13 protein-coding genes are annotated in these 20,488 nt (G+C 45.1%); all 13 read left to right on the forward strand.

All coding sequences use genetic code 11. The features are described 5' to 3' along the window. Nucleotides 1-107 precede the first annotated feature (107 nt). Nucleotides 108-704 carry an outer membrane lipoprotein chaperone LolA gene (gene lolA / locus HUO09_RS02905; protein ID WP_188232918.1) on the forward strand — a complete coding sequence of 199 codons (597 nt, stop codon included), beginning with the start codon at nt 108-110 and terminating at the stop codon, nt 702-704. Between the two features lie 24 nt (nt 705-728). Continuing rightward, entirely contained in the window at nt 729-2,078 is a 1,350-nt protein-coding gene (locus HUO09_RS02910; protein ID WP_167410507.1) for a replication-associated recombination protein A, read from the forward strand. 102 nt (nt 2,079-2,180) lie between these two features. Then, the gene (gene serS, locus HUO09_RS02915) at nt 2,181-3,488 is read left to right on the forward strand and encodes a serine--tRNA ligase (RefSeq protein ID WP_167410506.1); all 1,308 of its coding nucleotides are present in this window, start codon (nt 2,181-2,183) and stop codon (nt 3,486-3,488) included. Between the two features lie 260 nt (nt 3,489-3,748). Then, complete coding sequence (locus HUO09_RS02920; protein ID WP_188232919.1) at nt 3,749-8,485, forward strand: polysaccharide lyase family 8 super-sandwich domain-containing protein; 4,737 nt, start codon at nt 3,749-3,751, stop codon at nt 8,483-8,485. A gap of 276 nt (nt 8,486-8,761) precedes the next feature. Continuing rightward, entirely contained in the window at nt 8,762-11,383 is a 2,622-nt protein-coding gene (locus HUO09_RS02925) for a nitrate reductase (RefSeq protein WP_373563676.1), read from the forward strand. Between the two features lie 10 nt (nt 11,384-11,393). Continuing rightward, a complete protein-coding gene (gene cobA / locus HUO09_RS02930) occupies nt 11,394-12,272 on the forward strand; it encodes a uroporphyrinogen-III C-methyltransferase (RefSeq protein ID WP_188232920.1) in 879 nt (292 codons plus the stop codon). Nucleotides 12,273-12,299: 27 nt separating this feature from the next. Next, the gene (locus HUO09_RS02935) at nt 12,300-13,253 is read left to right on the forward strand and encodes a glycosyl transferase family protein (RefSeq protein ID WP_188232921.1); all 954 of its coding nucleotides are present in this window, start codon (nt 12,300-12,302) and stop codon (nt 13,251-13,253) included. Between the two features lie 155 nt (nt 13,254-13,408). Next, nucleotides 13,409-13,996 (forward strand): ANTAR domain-containing response regulator, encoded by a 588-nt coding sequence (locus HUO09_RS02940; protein ID WP_188232922.1) that lies wholly within the window; start codon nt 13,409-13,411, stop codon nt 13,994-13,996. Between the two features lie 280 nt (nt 13,997-14,276). Continuing rightward, nucleotides 14,277-15,659, forward strand: coding sequence for a CmpA/NrtA family ABC transporter substrate-binding protein (locus tag HUO09_RS02945; RefSeq protein WP_167410501.1), 1,383 nt, complete (start codon nt 14,277-14,279; stop codon nt 15,657-15,659). A 99-nt stretch (nt 15,660-15,758) separates the two neighbouring features. Then, entirely contained in the window at nt 15,759-16,727 is a 969-nt protein-coding gene (locus HUO09_RS02950) for an ABC transporter permease (protein ID WP_188232923.1), read from the forward strand. A 12-nt stretch (nt 16,728-16,739) separates the two neighbouring features. After that, entirely contained in the window at nt 16,740-17,567 is an 828-nt protein-coding gene (locus tag HUO09_RS02955) for an ABC transporter ATP-binding protein (protein WP_188232924.1), read from the forward strand. A gap of 14 nt (nt 17,568-17,581) precedes the next feature. Next, entirely contained in the window at nt 17,582-20,062 is a 2,481-nt protein-coding gene (gene nirB / locus HUO09_RS02960; RefSeq protein WP_188233185.1) for a nitrite reductase large subunit NirB, read from the forward strand. A gap of 2 nt (nt 20,063-20,064) precedes the next feature. Next, a complete protein-coding gene (gene nirD / locus HUO09_RS02965) occupies nt 20,065-20,406 on the forward strand; it encodes a nitrite reductase small subunit NirD (RefSeq protein WP_167410499.1) in 342 nt (113 codons plus the stop codon). Nucleotides 20,407-20,488: the final 82 nt, after the last annotated feature.

Genomic DNA, 20,488 nt, shown 5'->3' on the forward strand with positions numbered 1-20,488 from the left:
TTCGCTAAAAGTGGCGAGTTTCGAACTTTTTCCACACAAGATTGACATAACAAGGAAGAATCTTAGATATAACTTCCTTACATCAATTGGCTAGGAGCCGAATAGCAATGAAAAAATGGTTAGCTCTTTTATTCTGTAGTTTCTCTGTATTGGCGACGCCTAAAGAGAATTTAAGTGAGCGTCTCGCGTTGGCCGACGGGTTTAGCGCCAAGTTTGAACAGCAAGTGATTAGCCCAGATGGCGAAATCGTAATGGATGGTAGTGGTTTAGTGGATATCGCTCGTCCAAGCCTTTTCCGTTGGGAAACACTTGATCCAGATGAAAATTTGCTGGTTTCTGATGGCGAATCGCTCTGGTATTACAGCCCATTTATCGAACAGGTCACGATCTATAACCAAGAACAAGCGATGGAGCAGACTCCATTTGTATTGCTTACGCGCAACCGCACCAGCGATTGGGATGCTTACAAAGTTGAACAAGACAATGATGTGTTTACCTTAACGCCAACGGCTGTTGAATCAAATCAGGGGCAATTTCAAATCACGATTGATGAAAAAGGCGTGGTAAAAGGTTTTAATGTAATAGAACAAGATGGTCAGAGAAGCCTGTTTAGTTTTAACAATGTAAAACAGCAGAAGCCAGCAATGGATCGATTTACATTTAATGTTCCCGAAGGCGTGGAAGTTGATGACCAACGTAACTAACGATGGATCTAGGTAATTGGTACAGTGAGTAACTACTCTTTAGATTTTTCAGGGGACGAAGATTTTCGTCCCCTTGCCGCACGTATGCGTCCGCAAACCGTTGAACAATATATTGGTCAACAACATATATTGGCTGTCGGTAAGCCTTTGCGTAAGGCTCTGGAAGCAGGGCAAATCCACTCGATGATTTTGTGGGGGCCTCCGGGTACCGGTAAAACAACGCTGGCTGAAGTGGCAGCAAACTATGCAAACGCTGAAGTAGAGCGCGTTTCCGCCGTTACCTCAGGTGTAAAAGAGATCCGTCTTGCGATTGAAAAAGCTCGAGAGAACAAGCTAACTGGACGTCGCACCATACTGTTTGTCGATGAGGTTCACCGATTTAATAAATCACAGCAGGACGCTTTCCTGCCACATATTGAAGACGGTACGGTTACTTTTATTGGCGCAACTACCGAAAACCCTTCGTTTGAACTTAACAACGCTCTGTTATCACGAGCGCGTGTTTACAAGCTAACGTCATTAACTAAAGAAGAGATTCTTCAGGCGTTGGAGCAAGCCGTCAATGATTCAGAGCGCGGTCTGGGTAAAACTAAAGCCATATTTAAAGACAACGTTTTGGAGCGTTTATCTGAGCTGGTGAATGGTGATGCGCGAATGTCACTCAACTACCTTGAGCTGCTTTATGATATGGCGGAGGAAGATAGTGATGGGAACAAGCTGATTACTTTAAGTCTTCTGGCTGAAGTCGCAGGGGAGAAAGTCTCTCGCTTTGATAACAAAGGTGATATTTGGTACGACTTAATCTCAGCGGTTCACAAGTCTATCCGTGGTTCAAACCCGGATGGCGCCTTGTATTGGGCTGCACGTATGATTTCTGCTGGTTGTGACCCTTTATATATTGCTCGACGTTTATTGGCGATTGCCTCTGAAGATATTGGTAATGCTGACCCGCGAGCAATGCAAGTGGCTTTGTCTGCTTGGGACTGTTTTACCCGAGTAGGTCCAGCAGAGGGTGAACGTGCTATAGCGCAAGCGATTGTTTATTTAGCCTGTGCACCAAAAAGTAATGCGGTGTATACAGCATGGAAACAAGCATTGTCAGACGCCCATAACTTGCCTGAATATGAAGTGCCTCATCATTTACGAAATGCACCAACCAGTTTGATGAAAGATTTAGGCTATGGCGCTGAATATCGCTATGCCCATGATGAACCCGGTGCTTATGCCGCTGGTGAGCGTTATTTGCCGCTTGAAATGACAGGAACCCGCTACTATCAGCCAACAAATCGAGGCTTAGAGACCAAGATTGGTGAAAAGTTAGATTATCTGGCGGATTTAGACGCAAAAAGCCCACAAAAGCGCTATGAAAAATAGTGTCTTTTCGTTATCTTTGACAAGTTAAAAATTCAATACGTATGGCTTGCTTAAAAAGCAAGCACTTACGTCTTTTCGATACTCAAAAGCATAGGATTAACAATGCTGGATTCTAAATTACTTCGTACAGAGCTGGATGAAACAGCTGCAAAACTGGCACGTCGCGGTTTTAAACTCGACGTCGATACAATTCGTACACTTGAAGAACAACGTAAGTCCATTCAAGTAGAAGTTGAAAATTTACAATCCTCGCGTAACTCGATCTCTAAGCAAATCGGTCAATTGATGTCCAAAGGCGACAAAGAAGGCGCTGAAGAGATCAAAAAGCAGATCGGTACATTGGGTGACGACCTTGATGCAAAAAAAGTGGAATTGGACCAAGTTCAAGCTCAGCTAGATACAATTACACAAACGCTACCAAATATCCCAGATGATTCTGTGCCAGACGGTAAAGATGAAAACGACAACGTAGAAGTTGCACGTTGGGGCGAGCCAAAGACTTACGACTTTGAATTAAAAGATCACGTAGACCTTGGCGAAATGGGTGATGGTTTAGATTTTGCGAGTGCAACGAAAATTACTGGTGCACGTTTCATCGTAATGAAAGGCCAATTCGCGCGCCTTCATCGTGCAATTGCGCAATTCATGTTGGATCTGCATACAGAGCAGCATGGTTACACTGAAATGTACGTTCCTTACCTAGTGAATGCAGACAGCCTGTTTGGCACGGGTCAGCTTCCTAAGTTCGGCCAAGACTTGTTCCATACTGAGCCGCTAACTGAAAAAGTGAACGATGAAGAGCCTCGTAAGCTTTCATTGATTCCAACTGCTGAAGTGCCTGTAACAAACCTAGTGCGTGACACCATCACTGATGAAACAGATCTTCCGTTGAAGATGACGGCTCACACACCATGTTTCCGTTCTGAAGCAGGTTCATATGGCCGTGATACACGTGGTTTGATTCGTATGCACCAGTTCGACAAAGTTGAGCTAGTACAAATCACTAAGCCTGAAGATTCTATGGCAGCGCTAGAAGAATTGACGGGCCACGCTGAGAAAGTATTGCAGCTTCTTGAGCTTCCATACCGTAAAGTTGTGCTATGTACAGGTGATATGGGCTTTGGCTCTCGTAAAACATACGATTTGGAAGTTTGGGTACCAGCTCAACAGACTTACCGTGAGATCTCTTCATGTTCAAACATGTGGGATTTCCAAGCTCGTCGTATGCAAGCGCGCTTCCGTCGTAAAGGCGAGAAGAAACCTGAACTTGTACACACACTAAATGGTTCTGGTCTAGCAGTTGGCCGTACAATGGTTGCAATTCTAGAGAACAACCAGCTTGCAGATGGTCGTATCGAAGTCCCAACTGTACTTCAGAAGTACATGGGTGGCGCGACTCACATCGGCTAATGCTGATAGGCTAATCAAGCAATAACGACTAAACACCGAGCTCGAAAGAGTTCGGTGTTTTTTTATGCCTTTAAATCGAGACTGGTTTTAGGATATTTGCGAATAGGTTCCTGTTTTTTAACAATTAAACTTAAATAACTAGAACTGCGCCGATGCAAATTAGTTCATAAGTTTACGAGTAATAGGCGACTCAATACCCTCTTTGAAATGTGATCTTAGTGCAAAAAGTTGCACTGATGATATTTTGATAAGGAGCTATTGTGAAAACACTTAGACTATCGATTCTTGCCATATCTGTTGGTGCCATTGTTGGCTGCGGTGGTGAAGATTCTTCTCCGGCGAATACCACAAGGGAAGCTACTGTTTATAAGGCAGAAGTGGCCGATGAGTATCTTGAAGATGCACTTGTTTGGTTAGATTTGAATAATAATTACCAATTAGATGCTGGAGAACCCAACTCATATACCGACTCGGCTGGTAACGCGTTGTTAGAAATAACAGCGATCGACAATGTGCCTCAAGCGTATTCTCTTATTGCATCCGCAATGAAAGATCGCACCATCAATAGAAAAACAGGCGATAAAGTCAGCAAATCTTACATGATGGTAGCGCCCGCAGGGGTTCAAAGAATTTCACCAGTTTCACATCTAATCTACTCCAAGCAAAAAACAGAAGGTTTAGATTTTGAGCAAGCGGCATCGACAGTTGCTGCTATTGTTGGCGAGGTTAGCGAGCAAGAATTGCTAAATTTCCTCAACAAGCAAGAAAATAAAACACTTCAAGCACTGTCTCATACTTTGGCTAGCGTCATGCCTGAAGCTGACATCCCATTAACACAGCAACAACTTGTTCAATCACATCCAGATTTGGAAAGGGTGGTTGTGGCTTTTAACAATCGTTCAAATAAAAAGTTAGAAGCAGATATTGAATCTGTAAGCGCTGAAAACCTCATACCTGTAGCACTCGATGAAACCGCAACTACTGATGTCAGTGAGCCAAGTGACAGCAAAAAGATAGTTGAAGTGGGATTACCAGTGCTTAACATCCAAAGTTCGACGCCAACCACAACAACCAATACTAGCGTTTTAAGTCAGCCCGTTGAACCAGCTCTCGTAAAAGCAGTAATCCCAACACTGGAAGTAGTGGGGGAGACATCAACGACAGATAGTCAGACTTCAAATGAGACAACTCCAACGTCAGAGGCAGTAACGACGAAAACGGGTGATCAAGGTACGGCACAACTTCCAGTGAGTAATACTCCAGCGACAGACCAACCTTTAAGTCCTGAACAAGGAGTTCAAGACAGTACTTCACCTAGCGTTGTGACTGAAACAGAAACTACAGGGAAGAGCCTGCCAAACGAGGCGCTTCCGACTACAGCTGCAGTAACGACGGGAACAGATACTCAAGGCACGGCTCAACTTCCAGTGAGTAATACTCCAGCGACAGACCAAGCTGTAACTACCGCACAAGGAATTCAAGACAGTACTTCACCTAGCGCTGTAACTGAAACAGAAACTACAGGGAATAGCCTGCCCAACGAGACGCTTCCGACGACAGATGCAGTAACGACGGGAACAGATACTGAAGGCACGGCTCAACTTCCAGAGATTAATACTCCAGCGACAGACCAACCTTTAAGTCCTGAACAAGGAGTTCAAAGCAGTACTTCATCTGGCGTTGTGGCTGAAACAGAAACTACAGGGAATAACCTGCCAAACGAGACGCTTCCGACTACAGATGCAGTAACGACGGGAACAGATACTGAAGGCACGGCTCAACTTCCAGAGATTAATACTCCAGCGACAGACCAACCTTTAAGTCCTGAACAAGGAGTTCAAAGCAGTACTTCATCTGGCGTTGTGGCTGAAACAGAAACTACAGGGAATAACCTGCCAAACGAGACGCTTCCGACTACAGATGCAGTAACGACGGGAACAGATACTCAAGGTACAGTGCAACTTCCAGAGAATAATGTTCCGTCGACAGACCAAGTTTTAAGTTCCGAACAAGGAACTGGTGAAGGGTCTTCATCTGGCGTTGTGGCTGAGACAGATAATACAGGGAGTATACTCCCAAGCGAGACTTTGCCAACGTCAGAGGTAGTGACATCGGGTACAGATGCTCAAGGTACAGCGCAACTTCCAGAGAGTAATCCTCCGGCGCCAGAGCAACCTTTAAGTCCTGAGCAAGTAACTAGTGAAGGTTCTTCACCTAGTGCTGTGACTGAAACAGAAATTACAGGGAATAGCCTCCCAAGCGAGACTGTGCCAGCATTAGAGCCAGCAACAACTGGAACGGATATTGAGGCGAAGACACAAAATCCACCTCCCAATAATGCTGAAGAACAACCCTTTCAAACTCTGGTTGCTACTGATTTAGACATACTAGTCACAAGGGTTTCGGCTGATTTTGTTGCTGCAGAAGAAAGAAGTGCCCTAGGTCAGTCTAAGAGCTTAGATGTTTTGGCATCGAAGCTTCGATACGACCTACAAGCGGATGGTCGTTGGTTGGATATAAATTATGAGCGAACAAATAGCGATCAATGGCCTGCAGAACAGCACTTAAAAAGGTTGGAAACAATTGCCGCGGCGTTTCACAAAACTAACAATCAAGAATATAAGCTGTTTGCAAATAAAGCCTTAAAGTTCTGGTTGATAACGAAACCCATTATGACAGGATGGTGGAGTGAGTATGGTGAGTACCACTCATTGGCACAGGTTGCCTTCTTATTGGGTGATGGTTTAGAGGTAGACTTGAAGTCGCAAGTTATAAGTCTCCTAGCGAATGCACCTAGCAAGCAACAACTGGGCTTAAATCGCGTTGATGAAGCAGTGACCAGCATATATTACGGGTTGTTGAGTCAGCAAGAATCTCTTGTGAGCGCTGGTCTTGAAGAGTTGGCCCAGATAATACTAGATACTGCAGTGATTGGTGAATCACCAGATTGGTCTTCGTTTTTAAGCCAACAATTAAATAGTGGAAAAACAGGAGAGGAGATTTTTTATTCCATCTTACGTTGGGCCTACAACGTAAATGATCTTCCTTGGAAGTTTAGTGAGTACAGTGCTCAAATTTTAGCGAGCATTTTACTTGACGGTATACGTTGGATGCAGAGTTTTGAACAGTTGGGTTTAGATGTACCCAGTGGAGAAATTGGTCAGCAAATTGAAGCGACTCAGTCTGGGGCGAGCACTGGCACATTACCTACCAGCATGGATATGGTCGCAGCACTTTTCCCCACTCGTAACAACGAGGCGATAGCTTACAAGGGCCAAGTGTATGACAACCAAGTTACTGGACTGAACGGCTTCAAACAGTTTTTGCTTGCTGATTCAACAGTGACTGCGACGGATAACTTCATGTTTGGTATTAAAATGGACTCAATACGTGCTTTACCAGAAGCCAGTGATGATGCGCATATAAAATTTTGGACGGGACTTGGCAGTACGTCATTAATTCAATCGGGTAAGGAACATGAGAGTCTTAATTCTGTGCTCGATTTTACGAAAATCCCTGGTGTTACTGCACCGCAATACCCTATGCCACCAACATATGATTCAGATACCTTACGTTATATGGAATTTTATGGTGGGGCTACAAACGGCAAAGTGGGTGTGACAACGGTATCTATAAATATGAGTGCATACCGTGTCGTGGGGAGTGGTCCAACTCAACAGTATGTTTGGACACCCTCAACGACCGTTCGAGATGAACTTTTCGCCAATAAATCTTGGTTCAGTTTTGGTGAACAGATTGTTGTACTTGGATCTGGCATTAGTTCAACACATTTAGAACCTGTATTTACAACCATCAACCAAACAGCATTAAACGGGCCAGTAACGTTAAGCAACAGAGACAACTTAGTCATTGGTAGTCACGATATCTCACCGTATCCTTGGATACACCATGATGGGGTAGGTTATGTTTTCTGGGATCACTCAAAACGTTCGGCTTTGATCGATAGTCGTCAAGCGGTTGCAGCTGATGGCACTAAAGTAAGCAAAGATGTTTTTACTTTAACTATTCCACACGATCCGGAACCTAAGGATAAGTCGTATCAATATATTATGCTGCCGAGTATAGATGCTCAGAAAATGTCTGAGTACCAACAGAATATACCAGTTAAAGTACTGTCCAACACAAGGGGAGTTCATGCTGTTGAAGATACGGAGAAAAACATCATTAGCGCAGTGTTCTTCGCTGCTAGCGAGTTAGAAGTAGATCCAGATTATAAGATTAAAGTGGATTCTCCTTCTGTGGTGATACTGGATAGAAGTGGATTTAATACAAAAGTGAACGTGTCTACACCCGCTAAAGATTATCGAGGTATTAACATTACTATCACCGCTAATGGTGTGCCGAAAACACACCGTGTAGTAACTCCGGGAGGGGAGAAGACGGGCAGCAGCGTGTCTTTCGAATTTGAATCAAATCAGGGGATTTATTCGCTTGATGATCCCCAAGAATTTAATGGTTATATGACGCATCTGCCAGTAGAGGATGTGTTCGTTCAAGGTGGTTGGCACGTATCGACCCAATACGGAAGCTTGGGGTATATGCAGCTTAAAAATGGTACGGATGTGAATCATCGCAGAAGTTTAGTTCGATATGATCTTTCTCTGGCTGAACCTCAACAAATTAGCAGAGCGACTCTAAGATTGTTTGTTCGAGGTATCAGAAATGATGGAACATTAAAGCGTTCAATCGTTGCAAGATTAGTGCATACGACGGATTGGAATGAGCTCAACACCACCTACAGCACATTCCCTCAAGTGACGATAATCAAAGAGTCGCAACCGATTTATGTAGGTAGGGAAGTAGAAGGGAAATGGATTGATATCGATGTGACAGACTTGATGCGCGATGTTCAGCCAGACCAGAAGGATAACATAGTGTTTGAACTCGCTGACTTAACACCAGATTATTTGGGGGATTATATTAGTTTTGCGACCAAAGAATTTGGCTATAAAGGCCCTCAGCTAATTTTGGAATAAGTTGTAAGTAGCAACAAGGCGGATACTTCTTTGGGGTTAGTGTGTTCGTTGTTGTTTGGAGCAGGTTTGCACACAGTTAGTGCGTGGCTGAACCATCTCATTTAGCTAATATGTTGATTTATAGTGATATTGCTGTTGGCATTCGTATTGCTATAACAAATTAAAGCAAATCTGATTAAAGTTAACTTGTCCAAGTTGACCGTAATAGGCAAAGACGCCTTACTTCCCTGAGAAGTAAGGCGTCTTTTTATTTGTCATAAGAGCAGGGAAGTGATGATGGCAGTAAACAAAACTCAAACAACATGCCCGTACTGCGGTGTCGGCTGTGGTGTGGTGGCAAATAAAGATTCAATAGAGGGTGATAAGCAACATCCAGCCAATCAGGGCGCTCTATGCGTCAAAGGCTCAGCATTAAAAGAGAGCTTAGCAATGCCATCTCGTCTCCTTTATCCCAAGATGCAAGGACAAGAGATCTCTTGGGATCAGGCGAGTGATGAGATAGCACAAAGAATCCATCAAGCAATTCAGAAGCATGGTCCAGACTCTGTGGCTATGTACGTCTCAGGGCAAATACTGACTGAAGATTACTACGTTGCGAACAAGCTGATGAAGGGCTACGTAGGTAGCGCAAATATCGATACCAACTCTCGGCTTTGTATGTCTTCTGCAGTTGCGGCGCATGTGCGTGCTTTTGGAGAAGATGTGGTTCCAGTAAATTATGACGACATTGCTCATGCTGATTTACTTGTTCTGATTGGAGCCAATACCGCATGGACCCACCCAGTATTGTTTAGGCGTATTCAACAAGCCCGTGAAAATAACCCTGATTTAAAATTGGTAGTCATTGACCCAAGAAAAACGGTGACCGCTGAGCAGGCTGACTTGCATCTTGCGATCGAAAATGATGGTGACGTCTTGCTGTACAACGGTTTACTCCGTTTCCTGATAGACCAGAATGCGTTGAATGAAGACTATATTGATGCATCAACAGAAGGCTTTTCTGAACTGGAAAAAGAAGTGAAGTCCGAGCGTTACAAGTTAGAAAATGTGGCGCGCGCATTAAATCTAACTCTGAATGAAGTCACCACTTTTTATCGCTGGTTTAGTCATAAACCCAAAGCTCTGAGTTTGTTTTGTCAGGGTATCAATCAGTCTGAATCTGGTGTGGATAAAGGCAACGCGATTATCAATGCGCACCTTGCCAGCGGAAAAATCGGCAAACAAGGGTGTGGTCCCTTTTCTCTAACAGGGCAACCAAATGCGATGGGCGGTAGAGAAGTTGGTGGACTAGCAAACCAGCTCGCCGTGCATCGTGGCTTTGATACTGAATCAGTACGTTTAGTTAAAGAGTATTGGCAATCACCATCGATTGCCACTAAACCGGGCCTTAAGGCAGTCGATCTTTTTGAAGCTGTCGAAGCGGGGAAAATCAAGGTGCTGTGGATTATGGCAACCAACCCTGTTGTTTCGTTACCGAATAGCGACCAAGTCCGCCGAGCTTTGAAACGTTGTGACTTTGTGGTGGTGTCTGACATTACCGAACAAAGTGATGTGGCAGAGTTCGCTGACCTCGTGCTGCCCGCTGCAGGATGGGGTGAAAAACAGGGGATGGTGACTAACTCTGAGCGTCGTATGTCTCGTCAGCGCGCGTTTCTACCCGCACCGGGAGAAGCAAAACCGGATTGGTGGGCAATGACTCAGGTAGGAAAAAAACTGTGCTCAAAGTTGAACTGTGAATCCGGATTTGAGTTCGACAGTGAAGCGGCTATTTTTCGTGAGTTTGCGGGTCTCAGCGCAATCAACACAGATTCCAATTATCTGTTCGACCTCTCTAAATTCGCTTCCATGAGCGATGACGAGTATGCGAACTGGCAGCCAACGCAGTGGCCGTTAGAAACAGAAGCGCCTTACCGTGATGGCGTGTTTTCTACCTCTTCGGGTAAAGCTCAATTTGTTGCGGTAACCGCACCTTCGGCACCAAATAATGGCTGGTGGCTCAACACGGGTAGATTGCGAGATCAGTGGCATACCATGACGCGAACAGGCCATATCGCAAAACTCGCTGCGGGAGAAGTTGAGCCAACGATTTATGTCAACAAACTCAGCGCAGAAACCATAGGGCTACAAGAAGGTTACTGCGCTGCGATACGTGGTATCTCGGATGAATCCGATTCGTGTATTTTTGCCAAGGTGAAATTTGATGATGGGCTCAGCGGTAAACAGCTATTTATGTCTATGCATTGGGCGGGGCGCTATGGTGGTCAATCTCAAGTCAACCGAACGGTTTCAAACGTGGTCGACCCTATCTCGGGTCAGCCGGCATTCAAATCTTCAAACGTGCATATTGCTGCCGTCCAGATGCAAAGCTATGGCATCTATGTTGGGCTGGAGAGAGATTTACCCAGCTGTGATTACAGTAGTTATCAACTGGATGATAACGCAGCCATTATGCGTTTTGCGAACCTCACCACATTAGATAAATCGATGTTTGCTGTTAGCCAAGGAGAAAAAGTTTTCCGCTGGGATCTACCACAAGGCTGGATGATGGTGATAGGCCGTCAAACTGGCAACCAGCAGCAAATGACAGTGACGGGTGTGTTGCTTATTTCTCCGCAACCACTGGAGCAAGATTACACCGCTATCACAGCCTTAATCGGCAAGCCACTAAGCTTGAGCTCTATTATCTCGATTGCCGGAGAAAAGGCGCAAAGTCAGCTGGTATGCAGCTGTTTTAGAGTGACCGATAAGCAGATTCAAACCGCCATAGAAGAGGACGGCTGTGTATCGTTAAATCAGCTCCAATCCAAACTGAAATGTGGCTCGAATTGCGGTTCATGTCTGCCGGAAGTCAACAAAATTCTTAAAAGCTATCAGACGATTGCTGTGAGCAAGGCATAAGGAATTTGCTATGAAAATGAGATCCAACACAACAGCGCATACACATGAAAGCTTCACTGTTCATGAGCGTCATTATTGTGAAACACTTAATTTGCCGCGCCGCAGTTCTTCGAATGGAACACAAGGCTTTGTCTACTTGGTTGGAGCAGGACCAAACGACCCTGATTTATTGACGGTGAAAGCACTGAAAGTTATTCAAACGGCAGATGTGGTGGTGTATGACCGATTAGTTGGGCGTGAGATACTCGACCTTGTTAATCCCGACGCAGAAATGGTCTACGTAGGCAAACGCTGCGGGTTACCTAGCCTCAAACAGGAGGAAACTAACCGCTTGCTGGTGGAGTTTGCACAAAAAGGACTGCAAGTTGTGCGTTTAAAAGGCGGAGATCCGTTCATATTTGGCCGCGGTGGTGAAGAAGCGCTGGAACTGGTTAAACACAATATCGCTTATCAAGTGATTCCGGGGATTACTGCTGCTATCGGTTGCTCATCAAGCGCTCTGATCCCTTTAACTCATAGACAAGTCTCTCGTAGTGTTACGTTAATTACAGGTCAAGTGGTCACTGGCGCTCTTCCTGCATGGGCGGGGCTGGTGGCTAGCGGTCAAACTCTGGTTTTCTATATGGGGCTGGAGAATGCAAGTTCGATACAAGAAGGCTTAATTCAGCATGGTCTGTCGGCGGACACTCCTGTTGCTGTGGTTGGACAAGGCTGCTCAGTCAATCAAACGGTTGTTACCTTTGAGCTTCATCAGCTCACACAAACAGCAAATGATCTAAAAGGATTAAGTCCTGCATTGATTATTATGGGCGATGTGGTCAAGCTTAGAGAACAGTTAATTCAAACCGCACAAGCGACACGTTTTCAAGCGGAGTCTGCGCATCTATAAGCTTTATTTGTAAGCGATGAGGTTGTCATGAGCATAATAAAAGAGTGTATTCGAACAGTAGGACGAGGAGAGAGGGGAAGAAAACCGCTCACCTTTGATCAAGCATTTCAGGTGATGGATGAGTACCTCAATGGTGAATGCGATGATGATCAAATGGCGATGCTTCTGATGCTGATTCGAGTACAAAATGAAACCAACGACGAAATCGCCGGTTTTGTAAAAGCATTCCAATCTCGGGTTCCGAATCTTGGGGCAGATATTGACTGGCCGTGCTATGCGGGAAAACGTGCAAGCGCCGGAAAGCCTTGGCATCTGTTGGCGGCAAAAATCCTCGCTGATAACGGTTTTAAAGTGTTGCTTCATGGCTACAACGATAAGCCAGCTTCACGTGAACATGCTGAAGACTACCTGCCTGCCCTCGGCATTCCTATGGCGTCAAACACGGAACACGCACAACTGCTATTGCAGACAGGAAGCATTGCCTATTTGCCTCTGAACGCATTTGCACCACAAGCAGAGTTAATGATCAGTTGGAAAAACCGCTATGGGTTAAGAACTCCCATTAATACTGTTGTTCGAGCACTCAATCCCGGTGGAGGCAAGATTGGTATTCGCGGTAGTTTTCATCCCGGTTTCCAACAGTTGCATGCAGAAGTCGAACATGTCATTGGCAAAACCTCACACGCGGTAGTCTCGTTTAAAGGCGTGTCAGGGGAATCGGAATACAACCCTAAAGTCAGCCAGACAGTTTGGTTGAGTCAGCCATCAGGCGTTGAATCTTTCTATTGGCCAGAGCAGTACATATCAGAAATTGAAACAGTGGCGAACTGCCCGATGAATACGCCACAAGAAGACTTGAAGATGATGGCTAACACTGTGGTATCGACTATGGCAGCAGTGTTGTTTGCGCAGTGTCATGACAGAGAAAAAGCGTATGAAACCGCTTATTTGTACTGGAAAACTCACGTGCACAATCATTAATCTGTGTTTTGATTATTTTAACATACCCATAAAGTAGTAATTATTTAACGAAATCAACTCTAACTATATGTTTTTATTATATTAAATTTTAAATAATTGGATTGGTACATTCCTTGCTCAATTGAATACAGGATTCGATCAAACAGGGAATGGTTATGTCACTTTCAACAGCTTCTCAGCCAGTCATTGTATGCAGTGATAATATTAGTGACCAAGCAGATATCAGCGCCAAATTGGCGCTGCATTACGATCACATTCTGGCCTGTCAGCTAGCTCAGTTAGAGAAAATGGTTGGGTGTGATAATGACTCAATTGTGGTGGTCTCTTGGCGTCAGCCAACGGCTGAACTGCGCTTGATAGTCGAGTTTTGCAAGAATAAGAAAATCCCTCTCCTTGTCATTCTTAAGCAGCTAAATTCTAATGATATCAGCAGATTGCCTCAGTCCAATGATTTCGTTGTTCTTCCTTTTGATTCTTCATTTGACCTCAAACCTTGGATTGATTACTCAATTCAGGTTCGTGATCAAAGCATCGCGTTGCAACAAGAAATACAGATGCTTACGTCGAAATTGGAAGAGAGAAAATGGGTTGAAAAAGCCAAAGGATTGCTAATGAAAATGCATGCGATCGATGAAGAGAATGCCTATCGCGTGTTAAGAAGCTCGGCAATGCAATCCAGTTTATCTATGGCGCAGGTAGCGAAGAACGTGATTCATACTTTCGATAGTATCAATGGTAATTAATACTTTGGGGGTAGGAGGAAATTGTTGATTTGGTGCAGGTTGCACTTAGAAATGCAGGATAATTGCTATAAATTTAAATGTTTAATGTTAAGTCGTTGAAAAATAATAACTATAAAATGTGGCATACAAATTGGATTACTGTTTACAGATAAAATTTAAGTAAGACTTCAGACATCATCAACGGCGGTGATGAAAGAAATAGCAAAGGTGCTACTGCTCAATTGGGCAGTAGCACCTTTTTTTGTTTTTGGGATTCGTTATAAGGAAAAGGAGTATTGCTATGCAATATATCAAGCCATGGATGCGCACTTTAGTGCTCGGCGCTTCACTTGCAACTTCAGCTTCACTGCTCAGTACCACTGCGTATGCAGAGATTGGTGAGCCGGAAATTGAAGATCTTAAATTTGGATTTATTAAGCTAACCGATATGGCACCCCTCGCGGTTGCTTATGAGCAAGGTTATTTTGAAGACGAAGGTTTATACGTCACGTTAGAAGCGCAAGCAAACTGGAAAGTACTGTTAGACCGAGTGATTGACGGTGAGCTGGATGGCGCACATATGCTAGCAGGTCAGCCTCTTGGTGCCACTATTGGCATAGGTACAAAAGCAGAAGTCGTCACCGCGTTTAGCATGGATTTGAACGGCAATGCGATTACGGTATCGAATAACACTTGGGAGCAAATGAAGCCATTTCTTGCCAAAGAAAGTGACGGAAAAATTGCTCATCCAATTAAAGCGGACGCTTTGAAACCTGTTATCTCTAAGTATCGTGACGAAGGTAAGTCGTTCAACATGGGGATGGTCTTCCCTGTCTCGACTCATAACTACGAATTGCGTTACTGGTTAGCCGCAGGCGGTATCAACCCGGGTTATTACGCGCCTACTACCGGTGATAACAGTGGTCAGCTAAAAGCCGATGTTCTGTTAAGTGTAACGCCTCCTCCGCAGATGCCATCAACCATGGAAGCAGGCACGATTCAGGGCTACTGCGTTGGTGAACCGTGGAACCAACAGGCGGTGTTCAAAGGGATTGGCGTCCCAGTGGTAACGGACTACGAGATCTGGAAAAACAACCCAGAAAAAGTCTTCGGTGTGTCAAAAGCTTGGGCAGATAAATACCCGAACACGCATCTTCGTGTGGTGCGAGCTTTGATTCGAGCTGCGTATTGGTTAGACGAGAACAACAATGCTAACCGACAAGAAGCGGTGAAACTGCTGGCGAAAAGTCAGTACGTGGGTGCAGATGCAGAAGTCATTGCCAACTCCATGACGGGTACGTTTGAGTACGAGAAAGGAGACAAGCGTGATGTGCCTGATTTCAACGTTTTCTTCCGTCATAACGCGACTTATCCGTACTACAGTGATGCGATTTGGTATCTCACTCAAATGCGTCGTTGGGGCCAGATTCCCGAGGAGAAATCTGATAATTGGTACATGGATATCGCCAAAGAGGTCTATCGCCCTGACATCTATCAACAAGCGGCTGAGTCTTTGATTGAAGATGGCACGTTAACAGCGAAGGATTTCCCTGATTTCAAACAATTGGATGGATTCCGCGCTCCGCAGAAGCACTTCATCGACAACATAGTGTATGACGGCCATCAGCCGAATGCTTATCTGGAGAAGTTCTCTATCGGCCTAAAAGGCAAAGACAAAGTTTAAGCCTTTCGCTTGGAGGCTCGGTGAGTCTCCAAGCAAACAGATATACAAGGAAGTTCTAGGGTGACAGACCCTAAAAGACAGATAGCCAAGGAGTTTGCTATGTCGACTAATGTTATTTCACTGATTCCCAGCCGCACGCAAGTCGTGAGCCGTAGCAAGATGGTCTTGTGGCCAATGCTCGGAATCTGCTTTTTTCTTATGTTCTGGCATTTGGCTGCCAAACAGGTAGAGACCTCATTAGGTACCTTGCCGGGCCCAGTTCAAACCTTTACACAGTTCAGTAATTTGGTTGATGAGCACTTTAAGGAACGAGAGAAAGAAGTGGCATTTATTGAGAGGCAAGAAAAACGCAACCAAACCAAATTGGCTAAGAATCCGGACGCAAAAGTGAAGATTCGTCCATACACAGGCAAACCAACCTTTTTTGACCAAATTGGTACCAGTTTAGTCACGGTTTCCGCAGGCTTTTTGTTGGCTTCCGTTATCGCCATTCCGCTTGGCATTGTGTTGGGGCTAAATCAAGGGATGTATCAGGCATTTAACCCGATTATTCAGCTACTCAAACCCGTATCACCGCTAGCATGGTTACCTATTGTCACCATGGTGGTGAGTGCGACTTATGTCAGCGATGACCCAATGTTTGCTAAATCGTTCGTCAACTCACTGTTTACCGTCGCTCTTTGTAGCTTGTGGCCAACGCTTATCAATACTGCGGTGGGTGTGACCAGCGTGGACAAAGACCTGCTCAATGTGAGCAAAGTCTTGCGCCTATCTTGGTGGGCACACATTCGTACCATTGTTCTACCTTCTGCGATTCCAATGATTTTTACCGGTTTACGTCTATCGCTGGGTATTGCGTGGATGGTTCTTATTGCGGCTGAAATGCTGGCACAAAACCCAGGGCTCGGAAAATTCGTTTGGGATGAGTTCCAAAATGGCAGTTCGGCCTCACTGGGCAGAATTATGGTTGCGGTGTTTGTCATCGGCTTTATCGGTCTGTTACTGGATAGAGGCATGCTCAAACTGCAAAAACGCCTGTCTTGGAACAAACAACAAGAACTTCGCTAAAGGAGAAATCTCATGTCAAAAGCATTTTTAGATCTATCACAACTCGGCATGCGTTTCCCGACGCCACAAGGTGAATTTGTGGCACTGAAAAACGTCGATTTGCAAATTCAAAAAGGCGAGTTCATTTCACTTATCGGTCACTCAGGCTGCGGTAAATCAACTGTGTTAAACCTTGTTGCTGGACTGCATAACCCAACTGATGGCGGTGTGATTCTGGACGGTCGCGAGGTTGATGGTCCGGGACCTGAGCGTGCCGTTGTATTCCAGAACCATTCTCTATTGCCTTGGTTGACCGTGTATCAAAACGTTGAACTAGCGGTGAAACAAATCGCCAAAGGTCAATCGAAAAGTTGGATTAAAGAGCAGGTGGAACACTACCTGAATTTGATTCAAATGGATCATGCTGCAGATAAAAAGCCGGATGAAATTTCAGGTGGTATGAAGCAGCGTGTAGGTATTGCGCGTGCACTGGCGTTGCAACCGAAAGTGCTGTTGATGGATGAGCCGTTTGGCGCACTGGATGCATTGACACGTGCACGTTTGCAAGACGCCACGATGAAGATTCAGGCAGAGCTGAATAACACCGTCATCATGATTACTCACGATGTGGATGAAGCCGTATTGTTGTCAGACAAAATCGTCATGATGACCAATGGTCCTGCTGCCACGGTGGGCGAAGTGCTTGAGATTGATCTACCAAGACCACGTGACCGAGTCGCGTTGGCAGACAACCCGACGTATCAAAAATATCGTCAATCGGTACTGCGCTTTTTGTATGAAAAGCAAACCAAAACAGAAGCAGCTCAAAAAGTCGCTGCTCCTATGGCAAAAACGGCTTAAGGAAGAGTCTCATGATGGAACATATCGTTATTGTCGGCAACGGAATGGTTGGACATCACCTTGTTGCGAAATTGGTTGAGCAGCAAGCTCATTTAGAAAAACGTATTACTGTGATTGGTGAAGAGCGGTTTATCGCCTATGACCGTGTACAACTCTCTTCTCTGTTTTCAGGTAAGTCCCATGAAGACTTAATGTTAAGCAGTGAAGAGTGGTATCAAAAACACGGCATCAATCTGATTTTAGGCAGTGAAGTGACGGCGGTTAACCGTGTTCAAAAAAGCATTATTTTAGATGGTGATGATGTTTTGGGGTACGACACGCTTGTACTAGCAACGGGTTCATATCCATTTGTTCCGCCAGTACCGGGTCATGAACGTGATGGCATTTTTGTCTATCGCACGCTTGATGATCTTTCTTCGATTCGCAACGCTTGTGATAAAGCAAAAACGGGTGCTGTGATTGGCGGTGGTTTGCTGGGTTTAGAAGCGGCAAACGCGTTGCGCCTTTTAGGTGTTGAAACCCATGTCATCGAATTCGCACCTCGTTTAATGCCTGTGCAGTTAGATGATGGTGCGGGTACGGTTTTGAAAGAGAAAATCGAAAAGCTCGGCTTAACCGTCCATACCTCTACTGCGACAGAAAAAATTATTGATGGAGAAACCGCGAAACACCGCATGGTGTTTAAAGATGCCGAACCTTTGGAAGTGGACGTGATTGTATTTTCGGCAGGTATTCGACCGCAAGATGCGCTGGCTCGCCAATGTGGCTTAGAAATCGGTGAACGTGGCGGTATTGTGATTAATGATAGCTGCCAAACCAGTGATGCAAACATCTACGCCATTGGTGAGTGTGCACTATGGCAACAACGCATCTTCGGCTTGGTTGCTCCGGGGTATGCAATGGCTCGTGCGGTAGCCGGACAAATCATGGGGCAGGGCGGTGATTTCACTGGCGCTGATATGAGTACCAAGTTAAAGCTGTTGGGTGTGGATGTGGCTTCGATCGGCGATGCGCAGATGCAAACTGAAGGTGCTCAAGAACTTGTTTTGCAAGATACCTGTACTGGAAGTTATAAAAAACTGGTGGTCGATCAAAGTGGTACTCAGCTATTGGGCGCCATTCTTGTTGGTGATAACTCAGATTATGATGCGCTGCTGCAAGCTTACTTAAACAAAACGGTGTTACCGGAACATCCCGCTTATCTGCTGTTTGACACCTCTTCACTCAGCGGTGAAGTCTCTGACGACACTATGATCTGTTCTTGTCATAACGTGACGAAAGGCGCACTGGTTCAGGCTATTCATGCAGGCGCGGTAGAGTTGAATGATCTCAAAGCCGTAACCAAAGCGGGTACTGGCTGTGGTGGCTGTTCAAGCATGGTGAAATCAGTGCTAGATGCAGAGCTGGTGGCAATGGGTATGGAAGTGAACAACCACGTTTGCGAACACTTTGAGTATTCGCGCCAAGAGCTGTTCCATATCTGTCAGGTTGAAGAGATCAAAGATTTCGATAGCTTACTGGAAAAACACGGGCATGGTTTAGGATGTGATTTATGTAAACCAACCGCGGCGTCAATTTTCGCTTCCCTGTGGAATGAACACATTATGGAGCCGCAATTAAGCCGTTTACAGGATACCAATGACGCATTTATGGCGAACATGCAAAAAGACGGTTCTTACTCGATTGTGCCACGTGTTCCGGGCGGAGAAATTACACCGGATAAGCTAATTGTGTTGGGTGAAGTCGCTAAGAAATATGATCTCTACACCAAGATAACCGGTGGTCAACGGGTCGATCTGTTTGGCGCGCAAATGGAGCAGCTACCGGAAATCTGGCGTGAACTGATAAACGCGGGTTTTGAAACAGGGCATGCTTATGGTAAGTCTTTGCGCACAGTGAAATCTTGCGTCGGCTCTACTTGGTGTCGCTATGGTGTGGATGACTCCGTGGGCTTGGCGATTGAATTGGAAAATCGCTACAAAGGTCTGCGTTCACCCCATAAAATTAAATTTGCAGTATCTGGCTGTACTCGTGAATGTGCTGAAGCACAAAGCAAAGACATTGGTGTGATCGCCACTGAGAACGGCTGGAACCTTTATGTTTGTGGTAATGGCGGTATGCGTCCGCGTCACGCCGACTTACTGGCATCTGATCTTTCAAAAGAGCAGTTAATTGCGTTGATTGACCGGGTACTCATGTTCTATGTGCGCACCGCAGATAAACTGCAACGCACGTCAGTATGGCTGGAGAACTTAGAAGGCGGATTGGACTATCTGAAACAAGTCGTCATTGAAGACTCTCTAGAGTTGTGTGATCAGTTGGAACAGCAAATGTCAAATGTCATTAATTCCTATCAATGTGAATGGAAGAGCACTGTGGAATCGGAAGAGAAATTGCGTAAATTCCGCCCGTTTATCAATCACGACGAGGGAAGTATGGCGTTGCCTTATCAACGTATACGTGAACAGCGTATCCCAGTAGTTCAGGAGCTTTAATTATGATGGAACGTATTTGTAGACTGGATGATCTAATGCCGTTACAAGGCTGCGGAGCGTTGATTGGTGGAGAGCAAGTCGCACTGTTCTTGATTCCTCATACCGAACAGAAAGTGTTTGCAGTGCAAAACTGGGACCCTATTGGTCAGGCGAATGTGATCAGTCGTGGTATCGTTGGTGATGTGAAAGGAGAGATTTGCGTTGCCTCCCCACTGTATAAACAACACTTTAAACTCGAAACGGGTGAATGTGTCGAGAAGCCAGAATTCCAGCTAAAAACGTGGAATGTTTTCATTGAAGATGGGGAAGTGTATCTAGCAAATTCAAACGTTGCTGCGGCTTAAGAGATCGCTAAGGGTTTCATCGAGCGTTCGAGGGCGGATACAAAACAGATACGGGCGTCTTACACAGGTAAGACGCCCTTAT

It is taken from the genome of Vibrio sp. Y2-5, assembly GCF_014596725.1.
Classification (GTDB): Bacteria; Pseudomonadota; Gammaproteobacteria; order Enterobacterales; family Vibrionaceae; genus Vibrio.